Annotated in this window: 16 protein-coding genes; 7 read left to right on the top strand and 9 right to left on the bottom strand. The window is 62.9% G+C overall.

Annotation, left to right across the window (positions count from 1 at the left end; translation table 11 throughout):
- The first annotated feature begins 82 nt into the window (after positions 1-82).
- On the top strand, positions 83-1,051 hold the full coding sequence (locus C8K44_RS20070; RefSeq protein WP_109577534.1) for a WD40 repeat domain-containing protein: 969 nt from the start codon (positions 83-85) through the stop codon (positions 1,049-1,051).
- A gap of 2 nt (positions 1,052-1,053) precedes the next feature.
- Here C8K44_RS20070 and C8K44_RS20065 read toward each other — a convergent pair whose 3' ends face one another.
- Positions 1,054-1,506, bottom strand: a complete 453-nt coding sequence (locus tag C8K44_RS20065) for a hypothetical protein (RefSeq protein WP_109577533.1) — start codon at positions 1,504-1,506, stop codon at positions 1,054-1,056.
- A gap of 75 nt (positions 1,507-1,581) precedes the next feature.
- Between C8K44_RS20065 and C8K44_RS20060 the strand changes: the two genes are divergently transcribed.
- The 3 genes from C8K44_RS20060 (at position 1,582) to C8K44_RS20050 (ending at position 4,919) form a co-directional block, all read left to right on the top strand.
- Positions 1,582-2,013 carry a MarR family transcriptional regulator gene (locus tag C8K44_RS20060; protein ID WP_109577532.1) on the top strand — a complete coding sequence of 144 codons (432 nt, stop codon included), beginning with the start codon at positions 1,582-1,584 and terminating at the stop codon, positions 2,011-2,013.
- 104 nt (positions 2,014-2,117) lie between these two features.
- The gene (locus C8K44_RS20055; RefSeq protein WP_109577567.1) at positions 2,118-3,500 is read left to right on the top strand and encodes an aspartate aminotransferase family protein; all 1,383 of its coding nucleotides are present in this window, start codon (positions 2,118-2,120) and stop codon (positions 3,498-3,500) included.
- Between the two features lie 30 nt (positions 3,501-3,530).
- Positions 3,531-4,919, top strand: coding sequence for a glutamine synthetase family protein (locus C8K44_RS20050; protein ID WP_109577531.1), 1,389 nt, complete (start codon positions 3,531-3,533; stop codon positions 4,917-4,919).
- Positions 4,920-4,931: 12 nt separating this feature from the next.
- Here C8K44_RS20050 and C8K44_RS20045 read toward each other — a convergent pair whose 3' ends face one another.
- From C8K44_RS20045 to C8K44_RS20030, 4 genes are all read right to left on the bottom strand, one after another.
- Complete coding sequence (locus C8K44_RS20045; protein WP_109577530.1) at positions 4,932-6,197, bottom strand: glycerate kinase; 1,266 nt, start codon at positions 6,195-6,197, stop codon at positions 4,932-4,934.
- Between the two features lie 18 nt (positions 6,198-6,215).
- Positions 6,216-6,722 (bottom strand): heme-degrading domain-containing protein, encoded by a 507-nt coding sequence (locus tag C8K44_RS20040; RefSeq protein ID WP_109577529.1) that lies wholly within the window; start codon positions 6,720-6,722, stop codon positions 6,216-6,218.
- A gap of 60 nt (positions 6,723-6,782) precedes the next feature.
- Positions 6,783-8,102, bottom strand: coding sequence for a guanine deaminase (guaD, locus tag C8K44_RS20035; protein WP_109577528.1), 1,320 nt, complete (start codon positions 8,100-8,102; stop codon positions 6,783-6,785).
- A 115-nt stretch (positions 8,103-8,217) separates the two neighbouring features.
- A complete protein-coding gene (locus C8K44_RS20030) occupies positions 8,218-9,438 on the bottom strand; it encodes a urate hydroxylase PuuD (protein WP_109577527.1) in 1,221 nt (406 codons plus the stop codon).
- 148 nt (positions 9,439-9,586) lie between these two features.
- Between C8K44_RS20030 and C8K44_RS20025 the strand changes: the two genes are divergently transcribed.
- Positions 9,587-10,507, top strand: coding sequence for a LysR family transcriptional regulator (locus C8K44_RS20025; protein WP_109577526.1), 921 nt, complete (start codon positions 9,587-9,589; stop codon positions 10,505-10,507).
- Between the two features lie 27 nt (positions 10,508-10,534).
- Here the strand turns inward: C8K44_RS20025 and C8K44_RS20020 are convergent, their stop codons facing one another.
- Complete coding sequence (locus C8K44_RS20020) at positions 10,535-11,881, bottom strand: serine hydrolase domain-containing protein (RefSeq protein ID WP_245417567.1); 1,347 nt, start codon at positions 11,879-11,881, stop codon at positions 10,535-10,537.
- A 33-nt stretch (positions 11,882-11,914) separates the two neighbouring features.
- Entirely contained in the window at positions 11,915-12,391 is a 477-nt protein-coding gene (locus C8K44_RS20015; RefSeq protein WP_109577524.1) for an SRPBCC family protein, read from the bottom strand.
- Positions 12,392-12,514: 123 nt separating this feature from the next.
- Here C8K44_RS20015 and C8K44_RS20010 point away from each other — a divergent pair, with 123 nt between their 5' ends.
- Both C8K44_RS20010 and dps read left to right on the top strand, forming a co-directional pair.
- Positions 12,515-13,027 carry a helix-turn-helix domain-containing protein gene (locus tag C8K44_RS20010; protein ID WP_109577523.1) on the top strand — a complete coding sequence of 171 codons (513 nt, stop codon included), beginning with the start codon at positions 12,515-12,517 and terminating at the stop codon, positions 13,025-13,027.
- Positions 13,028-13,138: 111 nt separating this feature from the next.
- On the top strand, positions 13,139-13,624 hold the full coding sequence (dps, locus tag C8K44_RS20005; RefSeq protein WP_109577522.1) for a DNA starvation/stationary phase protection protein Dps: 486 nt from the start codon (positions 13,139-13,141) through the stop codon (positions 13,622-13,624).
- A 13-nt stretch (positions 13,625-13,637) separates the two neighbouring features.
- Here the strand turns inward: dps and xdhC are convergent, their stop codons facing one another.
- Together xdhC and xdhB are read right to left on the bottom strand one after the other, a co-directional pair.
- Positions 13,638-14,579 carry a xanthine dehydrogenase accessory protein XdhC gene (gene xdhC, locus C8K44_RS20000; protein WP_109577521.1) on the bottom strand — a complete coding sequence of 314 codons (942 nt, stop codon included), beginning with the start codon at positions 14,577-14,579 and terminating at the stop codon, positions 13,638-13,640.
- Positions 14,576-16,936, bottom strand: coding sequence for a xanthine dehydrogenase molybdopterin binding subunit (xdhB, locus tag C8K44_RS19995; protein WP_109577520.1), 2,361 nt, complete (start codon positions 16,934-16,936; stop codon positions 14,576-14,578). Before xdhB ends, xdhC begins: the two co-directional genes overlap by 4 nt.

Genomic DNA, 16,936 nt, shown 5'->3' with positions numbered 1-16,936 from the left:
AACGTCGACGGCCGCCTCGCCCCGTTTACGGGGAGAGGGTAAGGGTGAGGGGCAGCATAAATCTCGAATGGAATAGTCTCTTATGCCGACAGTCGCCCCGCTTGATCTCGACGGACATTGCGTCACCGCCGCTTTTCTCGACGATATCCCATTCTTCGCGCTCGCCGACGGCATGGTGCATTGGCTCGACCACGGCCAGAAGTCGGTCAGGCTGCATGACGGGCTGCTTTCAGCAACGACCAAGAACGACCTGATGATTTCGGGCGGCGAGGACGGCAAGGTGATGTCGTTGGCCTCTTCCGGCACGATGGAAGAGCTCGCCAGCATCGGCAAGAAGTGGGTCACCTCGGTTGCGTCGGGCCCGCAAGGCGCTGTCGCCTATGCTAGCGGCCGCAGTGCCTGGGTGCGCTTCGCCGATGGCAAGGCCAAGGAGTTTACGCATCCGCGCTCGGTCGAAGGCTTAGCCTTTTCGCCCAAGGGCATGCGCATCGGCGTTGCCCGCTACAATGGCGCGACGCTGCATTTCCCAGCCGCCGAAGGCACGCCGGTGGAGCTTGAATGGGCTGGGGCGCATACCGGCGTCACATTTTCGCCGGACGGCGCATTCTTGGTGACGACGATGCAGGAAAACGCCCTGCATGGCTGGAAGCTGGTCGATGCCAAGCACATGCGCATGACCGGCTATCCCGCCAAGGTGAAAAGCCTGTCATGGAGCGCCAAGGGCAAGTGGCTGGCAAGTTCCGGCGCGCCTGCGGCGATCGTTTGGCCCTTCGTCGGCAAGGACGGCCCGATGGGCAAGGCCCCGCTCGAACTCGGCACGCGCGGCAACTCCATGGTGACCACTGTCGCCTGCCACCCGAGCGAGGACATAGTCGCCATCGGCTATGAAGACGGCATGGTGCTGGCCGTGCGTTTTGCCGATGCCAAGGAGGTGCTGTTGCGCCGTCCCGGCAAGAGCGCGATCACCTCGATGGCCTGGGACAGGGAAGAGCGTCGCCTCGCCTTCGGCAGCGCCGCTGGCGACTGCGGTGTCATCGATATTGCGGGCTGAACCTAGCCCGCACGCACCAATCTGGATGGCTTGCGCCGCAAGGCCAGGCCGTCGCGCATGTTCAGCGACAACAAGGTGATGTTGACCGCGCCAGCCGCAAGCTCCAGCGCCTGCACGACGAAGAAGGCCGCATCGAAACGGCCAGCTTCGGCCCAGCCGGCAAGCAAATGGGCCGAAGGCAGCAACACCAGGATACCGTTGGCGGCGATGAAGCGCATGCGGCGTTTCTTTTTCTGCACGACAGGGCTTTTCCATCCTTTGCCAAGCGAAAAGCCCGAAGCGCCGGCGACGACCATGGCCGGGACAAGCACCGCCATGCCGGCAAGCACCGCAGCCTTGACCGCGGCAATGGCTCCAGCATGGCCGGACAGTTCGGCCGTGACCGTTGCAAGCCAAAAGCAAACCACCGCAATCAAGGCGACGGCACCGGCCGCCGCATGAATCTTCGTTTTCATCGTCAGGCCTCCTCTATTTGAATAGCAAGCTATATATCATTGCATAGCATGCTATTCAACAGATATCTGTTGCCCATGGCTTTCCAGAAAGAACGTTCGCCCGGATTCCTCGCCAATCAGATGGCACGACTTTTCGCCAAGGGCCTGCAGCAGCGCATCCGTCCGCTTGGCCTGGCTCCGGCTCAATTCATGACATTGCTGGCGCTGTGGGATGAAGACGGGCAAACGCAGAGCGAACTGGTCCGCCGGCTCGACGTCGAACAGGCGACGATGGCCAACACGTTGACCAGGATGGAACGCGACGGCCTGATCGAGCGGCGCACCAGGCTCGACGACGGACGCTCGCAGTCCATTCACATGACACCGAAGGCAATCGCCCTGCGCGATCCCGCAACCCAAGCCGCCCGGGCGCAGAACGAAACCGCATTGGCTGACTTCACCGAGCAGGAGCGGCAGGTCTTCGTGGAGTTGATGCGGCGAGCCATCGCCGCCATGCACCGAGACTGACGCTCGAGGCGATTGCCTGCGCCAATCGACGCCACGCGCACGGCCAATTGAAGTTTCGGCAGCCGACTGGCTAAAGTGGCGCCTGATATCATTCGGGAGCCATGATGAACCGCATCGAACGACCAGGAGCCAGTGAGGGCGGCGTGTCGCTATCGCGCATTTCCGAGTTGGCAGAGACCGAGGCCGAGATCTTTCGCCGGGCGCGGCCGAAATCCGCGGCGGCACTTGGCAACGGCATGGCAGGGTTCTTCGGTGGGGTGCCGATGCATTGGATGAACGACTGGCCCACGCCTTTCCCGATCCTCGTCGACAAGGCGAACGGTGCCACCATCACCGACATCGACGGCAACAGGCTTGCCGATTTCTGCCTGGGCGATACCGGCTCGATGTTCGGCCATTCCCCTGCCCCGGTTGCCCGCGCCATTCGCCGGCAGGCGAGCCGCGGCCTGACCTACATGCTGCCATCGGAGGATTCGCTGAAGCTGGGGCTGCTATTGGCAGAACGTTTCGGCCTCCCGCACTGGCAGATCGCCACGACCGCCACCGACGCCAATCGCTTCGCCTTGCGCGTGGCGCGCGCCGTGACCGGGCGCGACAAGATCCTGGTCTTCAACGGCTGCTATCACGGTGCCGTCGACGAAACGATGGTGCGGCTGAAGGACGGCAAGCCAGTCAACCGACCGGGCCTCGCCGGCGAATTCCGCGATCTCACCGCCCGCACCCGCATCGTCGAGTTCAACGACCTGCCGGCACTTGAAGCGGCACTCGCCCATGGCGACGTCGCCTGCGTCATCACCGAGCCGGTGCTGACCAACAGCTGCATGGTTCTGCCCGAACCCGGCTTCCTCGAAGGGATGCGCAAGCTGACCCGCAAGGCCGGCACGCTGCTTCTGATCGACGAGACGCACACCATCTCCACTGGTCCCGGCGGCTACACCAAGAAACATGGGCTGGAACCGGATCTCTTCGTGCTCGGCAAGCCTGTCGCCGGCGGCGTGCCGGCGAGTGTATGGGGCATGAGCGAAGAGGTCGCGGCCCGCTACGCCAATTACAACAGGACAAAGCAACCGGGCTATTCCGGAATGGGCACCACGCTTTCGGCCAACCCGCTGCAGTTCGCAGCGATGCGCGCCGCCCTCGAAGAGGTGATGACCGAAGAGAACTACGCCCACATGGAGAAGCTGGCGGAGCGGCTGGCATCGGGTCTCGACAAGGCCATCCACAAGTACAAGCTGCCTTGGCACGTCATGCGGGTTGGCGCGCGGGTCGAGTTCATCTGTGCACCGGGGCCTTTGCGCAACGGAGGCGAGGCCGAGACGGCGCACGCCTCGCGGCTTGAGGCGGCGGTGCATGTCGCAATGGTCAATCGTGGCGTGCTGATCGCGCCATTCCACAACATGATGCTGGTTTCGCCGGGGACCACCGCACGGCAGGTCGACAGGCTGGTTGCGGCTTTCGACGATATTGCCGCCACGCTTTCGGCATGAGACAAGGCATCAGGACAATTGAGTAAGATCATGACATCTCCTTCCGGCTCGACCATCGACGAGGCCAGAGCCTTCCTCGACGCCAATCCCGACATCGAAGCCTTCGACATCGTCTTGACCGACGCCAATGGCGTGGGCCGCGGCAAGATCATCCGCCGCCACGAGTTGATTGGCCTCTACGAAGGCGGACGGCACTTGCCGATCTCCATCCTCGGCCTCGACATCACAGGCGAGGACGTTCACGAAACCGGCCTCATCTGGGATTCCGGCGACGGCGACCTCAGGACATGGCCAATTCCCGGCACGTTGAAGCCGCTCCATGGCACGAGCCCGGCGCGCGGCCAGCTGTTGATGTCGATGTACCATCTGGACGGCGCACCGATGACCTCCGACCCCAGGCTGGCCTTGCAACGCCAGGTCGACAGGCTGGCCGCAAAAGGCTTGCATCCGGCCGGTGCGTTCGAGCTCGAATTCTTCCTGCTTTCCAACGAACGCGACGGCGACGGCAAGGTGCAGCCGGCGCGTGCGGTGCTCGACGGCCGCGCCTCGGGCAAGACGGAGGTCTATTCGGTCGACCATCTGCACGGCATGGAGCCGCTATTTTCGGACATCTATGCAGCCGCCAAGCTGCAGGGCATTCCGGCAGAGACCGTGATTTCAGAATACGCGCCAGGGCAATATGAACTGACCCTGCGCTACCGCAAGGACGTCCTGCAGGCCGCCGACGACCTGATCATGCTCAAGCGCATAGTGCGCGCCCAGGCGCGCCGCCACGGCGTTACCGCCTGCTTCATGGCCAAGCCGATCGAGAAATATGCCGGCTCCGGCATGCATTTCCATGCCTCGCTGCTCGACAAGGACGGCAACAACGTCTTTACGGAAGCCAAGGAAGGCGAGTGGCAGCCAACGCTGCTGCATGCGCTCGGCGGTCTGGCGGCGACCATGGCGGAATCGATGCTGGTGTTCGCACCGCACGCCAATTCCTGGCGACGTTTCGTGTCGCAGTCTTACGCCCCGGTGGCACCCACCTGGGGTGTCAACAACCGTTCGGTGGCGCTACGCGTGCCAGCCGGCGACTCCAAGAACCGCCGCATCGAGCATCGTCCCTCAGGCGTCGACGCCAATCCCTATCTGGTGGCAGCAACCATTCTCGCCGGCATTTCCAAGGGCCTGGATGAGCAACTCGATCCCGGCCCCGAGACGACGGGCAATGGCTACGAGCACGCGGCTGGTGCGAACGGGGTGATGCCGGCCGATTGGCGCACCGCCATCGAAGCAGCGAAAGCGTCAGAGTTCCTGCGCGAGGCGCTGGGCCACGATCTGCACCGCACCTTCACGGCAATCAAGGAAGCAGAGTATTTCCGCGTCGCCCGCACGGTGAGCGAACTGGACTATCATCTCTATCTGCACGAGGTGTGAGGGCGAGCGCCCTCACCGCACCAAGATCGCCCTGAGATCGTTCACATTGGTGCCCGTGGGGCCCGGCACGAACAGGTCGCCGACAGCATTGAACGCCGTCCAGGCATTGTTGCCTGCAAGCATCGCCTTGGCATCGACACCAACGGCGCGCATCCGAGCGACGGTCGTGGCGTCCGCGAAGGCGCCGGCATTGTCTTCGGAGCCGTCGATACCATCGGTATCCGCCGCCAGCGCGTCGATCCCGGAAACACCGTCGACGCCGATGGCAAAGGCGAGCAGGAACTCGCTGTTGCGCCCGCCCTTTCCCTTGGCACGAAGCGTCACCGTCGTTTCGCCGCCCGACAGGATCAGGACGGGCTTCTTGAACGGACGGTCGCGCAGGGCAACCTCACGCGCGATCGCGGCGTGAACGGCACCGACCTCACGCGCCTCGCCTTCGATGGCGTCGGACAGGATCACGGTTTCGACGCCAAGTTTACGAGCCGCGTCCGCTGCCGCATCGAGCGACACTGTGGCAGACGCGATGACATGGACCTCGTTGCGGGCAAAGCGAGGATCGGTTGGCGAAGGCGCATCGGCGGCAGCCGAATTGATATGCGCCATGACATTGGCCGGCAGTGCGATCCTGTAAGTCTCAATCAGGCGCAGAGCGTCGGCGCGCGAGGCCTCGTCAGGCACCGTTGGCCCGGATGCGACGAGCGCGGGATTGTCGCCTGGAATGTCCGACACCACCAGCGAGACAACCCGCGCCGGATAGGCGGCGGCCGCAAGTCTGCCGCCCTTGATGGTCGAGACATGCTTGCGGATGGTGTTCATTGCTGAAATCGGCGCGCCTGAGGCAAGCAGCGCCTCGTTGACGGCGATCTCGTCAGCCAGTGTCAGGTTGCCCGCCGGCGACGGCAGCAACGCCGAGCCGCCACCTGAGACCAGCGCCACGACCAGATCATCCTCGGTCAGGCCAGACACAGTCTCGAGCAGAAGCTTCGCTGCCGCGAGACCGTTGGCGTCAGGTACCGGATGCGAGGCCTCGACGATCCTGATGCGTTCGCAAGGGGCTGCGAAGCCGTAGCGGGTGACGACAACGCCTTCCAACGGCGCGTCCCAGGCCTTTTCGAAGGCGGCGGCCATCTGCGCCGAGCCCTTGCCGGCACCGATCACGATGGTGCGCCCCTTTGGTTTTTCCGGCAGATGACGGCGGATGGTCAATTCGGGGTCGGCGGCCGCGACGGCGGCCTCGAAGACCTTGGTCAGAAATTGCTTCGGGTCGGTCGTGGTCATCGGGAGGCCAAAACTCTTTCAGCTGTTCGAAACGGGCGGCAATGCAAGGTCCTGCCGGTCGATGCTGAGATGATCGCAGATCGCGCCGACCACCACCTCGTGATCCTGCCGCTCGGGCAGGCCCGAAACGGCGATGACGCCGATGACCCCCACACCTTTCACTCGGATCGGAAACCCGCCGCCGGCCAGCACATAGTCCTCGATCGGCAGCGCATCGCCGACCGGAAAGGTGCGATCCGCACGCGCCTTCTGCAGCACCATGCGGTAGCTGCTGCGGTGGAACATCTTGACGACATTGAACTTGCGCCGCGCCCATTCGGTGTTGTTCACCGTCGAACCGGGCAGTGCGCAGTAAAACAGCGCGCGGTCCCACAAGCGGATATCGACGATGATGGGGAGGCTATCGGCCAAGCCACGGGCCCGGATGGCAGATCCTATTTCGAACGCCGTGGCCTCGTCGAAGCCTTCAAAGACGAGACGCGCCTCCTGCTCGGCGATCTTTTCGAGATCATCGGCTGCTGCCATCGTCCGCTCCTCTCCCTGCGTCCACGGTTCAAATGCCAGACGCAGCGTAAAGGCGCAAGGTCAGGCCGCCGCATCCAGCGTCGACTTGGCCGGCCGTCCCGCGACGTAGACCTCGACCACGGCACGGTCGTCGCCGAGCGTCTGCAGCAAAAACAGCTCTTCGGCCAGCGTCTGGGTACGCTCCATGCGAAGCCGCATGCCAGGCGTCGCCCGCGCGTCGAGCACGACGATATCGGCGTCGGTGCCCGCTTCCAGCGTGCCGACCTTGTCTGCGATCGACAACGCCTCGGCGTTGCCGCGCGTCAGCTGCCAGTAGGAGGCCAGCGGATTGAGCTTCTCGCCATTGAGCGCGATGACCTTGTAGGCCTCGTCCATGGTACGCAGCATTGAATAGTTGGTGCCGCCGCCGACGTCGGTCGCGGTAGCGATACGCAGCGGCTTGGCACGCTGCCGGTAACGCTGGTAGTCGAACAGGCCGGAGCCGAGGAACAGGTTCGAAGTCGGGCAGAACACGGCGATCGAGCCATGCTCTGAAATCACGTCGGACTCGCGCTCGCCCAAATGGATGCAGTGGCCCAAAAGCGTGCGTTTGCCGAGCAGGCCGTAATGTTCGTAGACGTCTGTGTAGTCGCGCGACCAGGGATAAAGCTCCTGGGTAAAGGCGATCTCGGCGTGGTTTTCCGACAGGTGCGTCTGGATATGCAGGTCGGGGTGCTCGCGGGCCAGCTGCCCGGCCATTTCCATCTGTTCCGGCGTCGAGGTGATTGCGAAGCGCGGGGTGATGGCAACGTGCTGCCGGCCCTTGCCACGCCATTCCGCTATCAGCGCCTTGGTGTCGTCATAGCTCGTCTGCGGCGTGTCCAGCACGCCATCAGGCGCGTTTCGGTCCATCATCACCTTGCCGGCGATGTTGAGCATGTTGCGGTCGTGAGATTCAGCGAAAAAGGCCTCGGCCGACTGCTTGTGGACCGAACAGTAGGCCGCAACCGTGGTTGTGCCCTGCCGCACCATCTCGTCGAGGAACAGGCGGGCGATGCGGCGGCCATGCTGGGCGTCGATGAACCGTGTTTCCTCGGGGAAAGTGTACTTGTTCAGCCACTCCAGCAGCTCGGCGCCATAAGCGGCGATGATCTGCATCTGAGGGATGTGGACATGCGCATCGATGAAGCCTGGCAAGATGAGATGCGGGCGGTGATCGATGACCGCAACGCCACTGCCGGCCTGGGCGGCAACCTGGGCGTAGGCGCCTACGGCTGCGATCTTGCCGTCGCGCATAAGCACCGCGCCGTCTTCCTCATAAGTGTAAGAGGCGTGATCGTCGGCACTGTCGGGCCAGCGCAGGAACGACAAGGTACGGCCGCGAAGAAGTGTTGTGGTCATGATCGAACTCTACAAGCTTTTTCTGGCGTGGCGAAATCGCGGTTGGAATACCGCGCGTCGATTTGGGCGCCGCCAGGCGCCTGAACGTCTCAGTCTGTGTTTCGCGTTCCGGGCGCTAGTTGCGCGCCTGTTCGTACCAGGCGACCAGCAGCGCGCGCTCCTCCGGCGTGATCTGCGTGACATTGCCGGGCGGCATGGCATGGCTGCGACCAGCCTGGAGATAGATCTCGCGGGCGTGCTGGGCAATCGCGGTGTCGGTCTCCAGCATCACGCCCTTGGGCGCGTGATAGATGCCCTCGTAGGATGGCTCGTTGGCATGGCACATGGCGCAGCGGCCGAGCACCGTGTCGCGCACCTTGGGGAACTGGGCCGAGGCGACGAAGGGGGCCGTGGTAACCGAGGCGTTCTTGTCTTCGCCGGTCAGCACTTTCGGCACGGTCGACAGCCACATGATGACGATGAACAGCAGGGCGGCCACGAACCAGGTCCAGTGCGGGTTGCCGCCGCGCTTGTGAATGGTGTTGAAGTAGTGGCGGACCAGCACGCCGATGATGAAGATCAGCGATGCGATGACCCAGTTGAACTCGGTGCCGAACGCCAGCGGATAGTGGTTCGACAGCATCAGGAACACGACGGGCAGTGTCAGGTAGTTGTTGTGCGTCGAGCGTGTCTTGGCGATCTTGCCGTATTTCGGATCCGGCTTGCGGCCGGCAATGAGGTCGGCGACGACGATCTTCTGGTTCGGAATGATCGTCATGAAGACGTTGGCCGACATGATCGTCGCCGTGAAGGCGCCTAGATGCAGGAAGGCGGCGCGGCCGGTGAACAGCTGCGTGTAGCCCCAGCTCATGAACACGACGACGGCGTAGAGGATGATCATCAGCAGCGTGTCATGGTCGCCGAGCTTCGACTTGCAAAGCTGGTCGTAGATGACCCAGCCAATGCCGATCGAGGCAAGCGAAATGGCGATGGCGATAGGCGCCGAGACGTCCAGCACGTTGCGGTCGATGAGGAAAAGTTCGGCGCCGCCGTAGTAGACGAGGCAAAGCAGCGCGAAGCCCGACAGCCAGGTGGCGTAGGATTCCCATTTGAACCAGGTCAGATGCTCCGGCATCTGCGCGGGCGCCACGAGATATTTCTGGATGTGGTAGAAGCCGCCACCATGGACTTGCCACTCCTCGCCATGGGCGCCGACGGGCAGGCCGGCATGCTTCCTCAGCCCAAGGTCGAGCGCGATGAAATAGAAGGACGAGCCGATCCAGGCCATTGCGGTGATGACATGCAGCCACCGCACGGCGAAGCTCGCCCATTCCATAAAAAACGCCAAGTCGTACATCCGCCGTCCCTTTTCCGCAGCAGTGCCGATCTTACGATGCCCCATGCTTTGGGGAAGTGAAAGGATTCGCGATGACTTTCAAAAAAATCTGGAAAATACTACCGTATCGCGGCACGGCAAAAGCCGGCTAGGGAACCTTCGGCTTCGCATGGCTTATCTCGACAACATCGCCGTCTTCGTTCGTGTCGTGGAACTCGGCAATCTTTCCGCCGCGGGCCGCGACATGCGTATTTCCCCCGCGGTTGCTTCCAACCGCATCAAGGAGCTGGAAAAGCACCTCGGCGTGCGGCTGTTCAACCGCACCACCCGGCAGTTGATGGCAACCGAACATGGCAACGTGTTTTATTCCGGTGCCAAGCAGGTGCTGGAAGCTATCACCGAGGCGGAAGCTGCGGTTTCAGCACTTTCCGGCCAGCCGCGCGGCACAATCCGCGTCACCGCTCCGCTTGGCCTTGGCCGTCGGCTTGTCGCCTCCGGAATCCCCGAATTCCACGACAAATACCCCGATATCGAGGTCAGGCTCAGGCTCTCGGACCACAATGTCGACATTCTCAAGGAAGGCATCGACGTCGCCTTCCGCCTTGGCGTCATCGAGGATTCGAGCCTCAGGATGCGCGGCATCATGGAGTGCGAGCGCGTGCTGGTCGCCTCGCCCAAATATCTCGAACGACGCGGCGAGCCCGAGAGCGCCAACGATCTGATCGGCAGGAAGCATGATTGCCTGATGCTGCGCTATCCCGGCTCGCGCGAATTCTACTGGATGCTGGAAACTGCGGCCGGACCGACAAAGTTCGAGGTCCATGGGCCCTTCGATTCGGACGATGGCGACGTCTTGACCGGCTGGGCGCTGGCCGGGCGCGGCATCATCAACAAGCCACGCTTCGAGGTCGAGCCTTTCATCCGCGACCAGCGGCTGAAGGTGATCCTACCCCAGACCCCGCCGACTCCGGTGCAATTCGCCGCCGTCTATCCGCACAAGAAGCTGCAGGACCCGAAGGTCAGGCTGCTGCTCGATTTCATGGCCGACCGCTGCCACAAGCTGATCAAGGACATCTTGGCCGGCAAATGAGGCGGGCGCAGACGTAAGTCTTGCACCTCACCCCTCAAGCGCCTGGTAGGCGGAGGTCCAGAAGTCGATGTAGTGCTTCGGCGCATGTGGCGAATCCATCATGCGCTGGGTCAAAAGCACGCCTGCCAATCCCTCGGTCGGGTCGGCGTAGGCGGACGTTCCATAGCCGCCGTCCCAACCAAAACGGCCAGGTGTCAGCCACAGATCGTCACGCCTGATGGCGACCGCCATGCCAAGGCCCCAACTGGTGTTGTCGTTGAAGAACATCTCCGCACCAGCCTTCTGGTCCGGCGTCAGGTGGTCGGTGGTCATCAGTTCGACCGACGCGCGCGACAGGATGCGCTCGCTGCCGAGCTTGCCCTTGCCGAGCATCATGTGCTGGAAGGCGAGGTAGTCGTCGGCGGTAGAGACAAGGCCGCCGCCACCGGATTCGAAGGCGGCTGGGCGCGCAAACAGTCCGCCCTTGGCTTCATCATGGACATTGAATTTCCCGGACTCGAAATCCCGGGAATAGGCAGTGGCAAGCCTGTCGACCTTGTCGGCCGGCACCGAAAACCCCGTATCCTTCATGCCGAGCGGCCCGAAGATGCGCTCCTGCATGAACACTGACAGCGGCTGGCCGGAAGCGCGCGAGATCAGCACGCCGGCAACGTCAAGGCCGGTATGGTAGAGCCAGCCCTCGCCGGGCTGGTGGATGAGCGGCAGGCTGCCAATACGCTTCATGTAGTCGTCGGGCGAGCCGCCGAAGATGTCGGCGCTGGGGGCGATGCCCGCTTCTTCCATGGCGTGCTGCACGGGGTAGCGCATCGGATAGACCATGATGGCGCCAAGCCCGAAGCGCAGGGTAAGCAGATCGCGCAGCGTGATCGGCCGTCTGGCAGGCACTGTTTCAGTAAGCGGACCGTCGATCGCTTTCAGCACTTTTCGGTTCGCCAGTTCCGGCAGCCATTGGTCGACAGGATCGTCGAGCCTGAGCCGGCTCTCTTCGACCAGGATCATCGCCGTAGTCGCAGTAATGGGCTTGGTCAGCGACGCGATGCGGAAAATGCTGTCCCGGCGCATCGGCGCTGCGCCGTTGAAAGCAAGCGTGCCCGCTGCGTCGACATGGGTCTCACCATTGCGGCTGACCGCCCAGACAAGCCCCGGCACGTCGCCACGCTCGACATGGCCGGCCATGACCTGGCGCATCCGCTCGAGCCGGTCAGGTGCGAAATTTTCCATGCTCACAGCTGTGCTCCTTACCGATGAAATGCTGCTTGTAACCTGCTGTGCTTGCACTTCCTGAGCGCCGACGCTTTTCGGCGCCAGCAGGGCCGCCGACACTGCCGCGCCTTTCATCAGGCTGCGGCGATTCAATGCAGAAGACTTGGACATCTTGGCCTCCTGGGCAGTTTCGTCCAGCCGCCGTCAATTGGCCACGACCGGCGCCCTCTCGACTTCGATAGCCAAGGTCTCGAGCAGTTCCCTGCAGCCGCTCTCGCGGTCTGCGGAGCCGTCCTGTCCGTCGAGGAACGAATCCTGCTCGACATAGACCAACCTTGTGCCGGAGCCTTCGGGCTTGAACTCGATGGTGGCGAGCGAGGCGGAAAAACGGGTCCCGGCAAGCGCCATGACATAGGCGATGACGATGCGCTGGTTGGCAACGATGTCGAGATAGGTGGTGTCGTTGGAAATCTCGGGGCCACCCTGGAAACGGAAGCGGCTGCGCTCAAAGCCGCCAACGCGGAAATCGACTGAAAATTCGTCGACCTGCCAGCCTTCGCCTTCGGCGAACCACCGGCGCTTGCGCTCGGCATCGGAAAAGGCGGCGAACACCTCGGCGGGCGAGGCGGCGTAAAAGCGGTCGATGCTGAAGCTGGTGTGGACTGCTGCTGTTGCGGTCATTTCTCACTCCATCAGAAAGGTTGCCGGCCGCGTCAGGCCTAATGAAACCGGTTGCGATCACTAACCAGTTGTACGCTAGCTAAACTGCTTTTATATTGCAACTGGTTTTTTGGAGACATTTGCATGAACCAGACTCACCGGTCGGGCTGCCCGATCAACCTCACGCTTGAGGTCGTCGGCGACAAATGGAGCCTGATCGTTTTGCGCGACATGATGTTCGGCAACCGCCGCCATTTCCGCGAATTATTGACCCAGTCCCAGGAAGGCATCGCCTCCAACATCCTCGCCGACCGGCTGAAGCGCCTTCTTGAAGATGGGCTGCTCACCAAGGCGGACGACCCCAGCCACAAGCAAAAGGCGATCTACAGCCTGACGGAGATGGCGATCGAACTATTGCCGGTGTTCGCGCAGATCGGCGCGTGGGGCCGCAAATGGCTGCCGGTCAGCGAGGAACTCAGCATCCGCGCCGAGCTGCTGGAAAAGGGCGGGCCGGAAATGTGGGGCCGCTTCATGGAAGAGTTGCGCGCCGAGCATCTGGGCGAGGCCCTGCCCGCCAAAGCCGGGCGCATTCCGGTTCGCGCCGAGCTGCAGGCAGCCTATCTCGCGGTCGTGGCGCTCAACGCAGCCACTGGATGACACCTTGACGCAGCCGGCAGATCGGAACGGATAATGTCATCGGGCTGTTGTAGCCTGCATGCGCCGCCGGTTCTTGATGGGCGGCGCGAACATACGATCAAGGAGTAGCTGATGACCCACCCGACGCGCAACGATCTCAAGTCAAACGCCAAGAAGGTTTCGATCGAACTCCTCAACGCACGCCTCGCCGATGCGATCGACCTGGCGCTGCTCACCAAGCAGGCACACTGGAACGTCAAGGGTCCGCAGTTCATCGCCATCCATGAGATGCTGGATGGGTTCCGCACCGAACTCGACATTCATGTCGACAACATCGCCGAGCGCGCAGTGCAGCTTGGCGGCACGGCGTTGGGCACCACCCAGGTGGTTGCGGAAGCAAGCAAGGTGAAGGCCTATCCGACCGACATCTTCAAGACCAGGGACCACCTTGAAGCGCTGATCGACCGCTATGCCGAAGTGGCAAAGACAGTACGTCAGGCGATCGACGAGGCGAGCGAGGCAGGCGACGCCGACACCGCCGACATCTTCACCGCCTATTCTAGGGCGCTCGACAAGTCGCTCTGGTTCCTCGAGGCGCACACCCAGGAAAACGCGTAACAACAGACGAAAATCAGGCCGCGCTGGATACCAGCGCGGTCATGATTTCGGCAGCTGCCAGGGCGGCGATCACGGCGGGGCGCTTGTCTTTCACCGCATCGCCGCCGATCGGACACACCAGCCGGGCAAAGACGTCCTCGCTGCCGCCGGTCGTCTTGAGAAACCAGCTCTTGAACGTCGCCTTCTTGGTCTTCGAACCGATCATACCGACATAGGCCGCGTCATCGCGCTTCAAGGCCTCGCCGACGATCAGGAAATCGAGCGCGTGGTCGTGGGTCAAAACGACGAAGGCAGCCCCTGCGGGCGCTTCGCGCACCATCTCCTCAGGCATTGGCGTGAGCCGCGTGACGACGTTGTCGGGCATGCCTTCGAGCGCGTCGGCGCGGGTTTCGACGACCACGACATTGATCGGCAAAAGCGAAAAGGCCGAAGCTAGCGCATGGCCGACGTGACCACCGCCAAAGACATAGACATGCGGCCGCGCGGCGTCCGAGGTTTCGGATGCGGCAAGCAGATCGGCGCGCATTTTTTCATCGACATTCCTGATGGCGATCTCGACACGCCCGCCGCAGCACTGGCCGATCTCTGGCCCGAGGGGAATGTCGAGGGTGATGTTTTGCTCGGCGCTGTCGAGTTGCCCCTCATCCCCCTGCCGGGACCTTCTCCCCGTGAACGGGGAGAAGGAGGCTGGCGTCAACGTCGACGCCCCCCTCTCCCCGTCATCCACGGGGAGAGGGTAAGGGTGAGGGGCAGCACTGAGCAGCGCCCGTGCTGCGTCGATCGCCATGAATTCCAGCTGGCCGCCGCCGATGGTGCCGAAGATGCGCTGCGGCGACACCAGCATCCACGCGCCCTTTTCGCGCGGCGTCGAGCCCTTGGCCTCGGCCACCTCGACCAGCGCCACCGAAGGCGCTGCACCGAGAAATGCCCTGAGGCTCTTGGCCGTCGTGGTCACTTTTTTGGGGCCGCCTCGGCCCTGAGCCGTTCGATCGCCATCAGCACGCGCTCGGGTGTTGCCGGCGCATCGAGACGCGGACAGATCTTGTGATCGGCAACGCTCGCCACAGCATCCGACAGCGCATGGAGCACCGACATGCCATGGGGCAGAGGCGGTTCGCCTACAGCCTTCGAACGGTGGATCGTCGGTTCATAGGCTTCTGACCAGTCCGTCAACGCCACATTGAAGATCTTTGGCCGGTCGGATGCGAGCGGGATCTTGTAGGTCGAGGGCGCATGCGTGCGCAGCCGACCCTTGCCGTCCCACCACAGTTCTTCCGTGGTCAGCCACCCCATGCCCTGGATGAAGCCGCCCTCGACCTGGCCGATGTCGATCGCCCGGTTCAGCGAACGCCCGGTGTCGTGCAGGATGTCCGCACGCTCGACCACATACTCTCCGGTCAGCGTGTCGACCGAAACCTCCGAGCACGCCGCGCCATAGGCAAAATAGTAGAAGGCATGGCCACGGCCCTTGGCTCGATCCCAGTGGATCTTCGGCGTCTTGTAGAAACCGGCGGCCGAAAGCTGGATGCGGTTGAGATAGGCCTGCTTGACGAGATCGTTGAAGCTGATCTCCTGGTTGCCGACGCGCACCCGGTTGGGCAGGAACACCACCTGGTCGGTCGGCACCTGATACTTCTCGGCGGCGAAGGCAGCGAGCCGCTTGCGGATCTGCCGCGCGGCGTCCTGTGCCGCCATGCCGTTGAGGTCGGCACCGGAAGATGCCGCTGTCGGCGCGGTGTTGGGAACCTTGGCCGTGGTGGTTGCGGTAATCTTGACCCGATCGAGATCGATCTGGAATTCTTCCGCCACCACCTGCGCCACCTTGAGATGCAGGCCCTGCCCCATCTCGGTTCCGCCGTGGTTCATGTGCACCGAACCGTCGGCATAGACATGCACCAAAGCGCCAGCCTGGTTGGACTCGGTCTTGGTGAACGAGATGCCGAACTTCACCGGCGTCAACGCCATGCCGCGCTTGATGAAGCGGCTGTTGTTGTTGAACGCCGCGATCTCACGCCGGCGCCGTGCATAGTCGGCGCTTTCCTCGAGTTCGGCGACGATGCGTTGGATGATACAGTCCTCGACCTTCTGGTGATAAGGCGTGAGGTTGCGATCGCCCGGCGCGCCCATCGGATCGTAGAAGTTCAGCTTACGGATTTCGAGCGAGTCCTTGCCGACAGCGAAGGCGACCTCGTCGATGACGCGTTCGGCGCCGACCATGCCCTGTGGGCCGCCGAAGCCTCGGAACGCCGTATTGGACACCGTGTTGGTGTAAAGCGGCGCCGACTTGGCATGAACGTTCGGGTAGAAATAGGTGTTGTCACAGTGAAAAAGAGCGCGGTCGCCAACCGGTCCTGAAAGGTCGGCCGAGAAGCCTGCATTAAGCGCGAAGATGTAGTCGACGCCAAGGATGTTGCCTTCGTCGTCGAATCCGACCTCGTAGTCGATGGCAAAATCATGCCGCTTGCCGGTGGCGGTCATGTCCTCGTCGCGGTCGAGGCGGACCTTCACGGCGCGCTTGTGCTTCTTGGCGGCGATGGCGGCAATCGCCGCGCACTGGTTGGCCTGGGTTTCCTTGCCGCCGAAACCGCCGCCCATGCGACGCACTTCGACTGTCACGGCATGGCTCGGAACGCCGAGCACGTGGGCGACCAGATGCTGGGTTTCGCTAGGGCCTTGCGTCGAGCAATAGACTGTTACCTCGTCGTCTTCACCGGGGACCGCCAGCGAAATCTGGCCTTCGAGATAGAAGTGGTCCTGGCCGCCGAGCTTCATGCGCCCCTTCACTCGACGGGGTGCCGCAGCGATGGCAGCTGCAGCGTCGCCGCGTGTCAACGTCAGTGGGCTCGCAACCTGCTTGTCCTTCTCAGTATCGAGATCCCAGATGCTGATGATCGCCGGCAGCTCTTCATATTCGATCTTGGCAAGCCGCGCGGCGCGACGGGCCTGCTCGCGCGTTTCAGCAACGACAGCGAAGATCGGCTGGCCATGGAACTGCACCTTGCCCTGGGCAAACACCGGGTCGTCATGCATCCCGCTCGGCGAAACATCGTTCTCGCCGGGCACATCGGCATAAGTGAGCACGTCGACCACGCCGGGAGCGGAGCGAACCTCCGAAAGATCGACGTTCTTCAGCGTGCCATGCGCCACGTTGGAAAGGCCAAGACCGACATGCAGCGTGCCCGCTGGCTCGGGCATGTCATCGATGTAGACGGCGGTGCCGGCGACGTGCTTGTGCGCGGAATCGTGGCGCTGATCGGTGGCGACACCGCCGGTGATTTTCGCGGCCTTGAGGTTTGGAGTGTGCTCGGTCAT

Source organism: Aminobacter sp. AP02 (assembly GCF_003148805.1).
GTDB lineage: Bacteria > Pseudomonadota > Alphaproteobacteria > Rhizobiales > Rhizobiaceae > Aminobacter.
This window is presented reverse-complemented; position numbering and strand designations above follow the sequence as displayed.

Excerpts from the sequence above, each read along its gene's own strand:
- C8K44_RS20070 (WP_109577534.1), top strand. The coding sequence starts at position 83 with ATGCCGACAGTCGCCCCGCTTGATCTCGACGGACATTGCGTCACCGCC.
- C8K44_RS20065 (WP_109577533.1), bottom strand. The coding sequence starts at position 1,506 with ATGAAAACGAAGATTCATGCGGCGGCCGGTGCCGTCGCCTTGATTGCG.
- C8K44_RS20060 (WP_109577532.1), top strand. The coding sequence starts at position 1,582 with ATGGCTTTCCAGAAAGAACGTTCGCCCGGATTCCTCGCCAATCAGATG.
- C8K44_RS20055 (WP_109577567.1), top strand. The coding sequence starts at position 2,118 with ATGAACCGCATCGAACGACCAGGAGCCAGTGAGGGCGGCGTGTCGCTA.
- C8K44_RS20050 (WP_109577531.1), top strand. The coding sequence starts at position 3,531 with ATGACATCTCCTTCCGGCTCGACCATCGACGAGGCCAGAGCCTTCCTC.
- C8K44_RS20045 (WP_109577530.1), bottom strand. The coding sequence starts at position 6,197 with ATGACCACGACCGACCCGAAGCAATTTCTGACCAAGGTCTTCGAGGCC.
- C8K44_RS20040 (WP_109577529.1), bottom strand. The coding sequence starts at position 6,722 with ATGGCAGCAGCCGATGATCTCGAAAAGATCGCCGAGCAGGAGGCGCGT.
- guaD (WP_109577528.1), bottom strand. The coding sequence starts at position 8,102 with ATGACCACAACACTTCTTCGCGGCCGTACCTTGTCGTTCCTGCGCTGG.
- C8K44_RS20030 (WP_109577527.1), bottom strand. The coding sequence starts at position 9,438 with ATGTACGACTTGGCGTTTTTTATGGAATGGGCGAGCTTCGCCGTGCGG.
- C8K44_RS20025 (WP_109577526.1), top strand. The coding sequence starts at position 9,587 with ATGGCTTATCTCGACAACATCGCCGTCTTCGTTCGTGTCGTGGAACTC.
- C8K44_RS20020 (WP_245417567.1), bottom strand. The coding sequence starts at position 11,881 with ATGTCCAAGTCTTCTGCATTGAATCGCCGCAGCCTGATGAAAGGCGCG.
- C8K44_RS20015 (WP_109577524.1), bottom strand. The coding sequence starts at position 12,391 with ATGACCGCAACAGCAGCAGTCCACACCAGCTTCAGCATCGACCGCTTT.
- C8K44_RS20010 (WP_109577523.1), top strand. The coding sequence starts at position 12,515 with ATGAACCAGACTCACCGGTCGGGCTGCCCGATCAACCTCACGCTTGAG.
- dps (WP_109577522.1), top strand. The coding sequence starts at position 13,139 with ATGACCCACCCGACGCGCAACGATCTCAAGTCAAACGCCAAGAAGGTT.
- xdhB (WP_109577520.1), bottom strand. The coding sequence starts at position 16,936 with ATGACCGAGCACACTCCAAACCTCAAGGCCGCGAAAATCACCGGCGGT.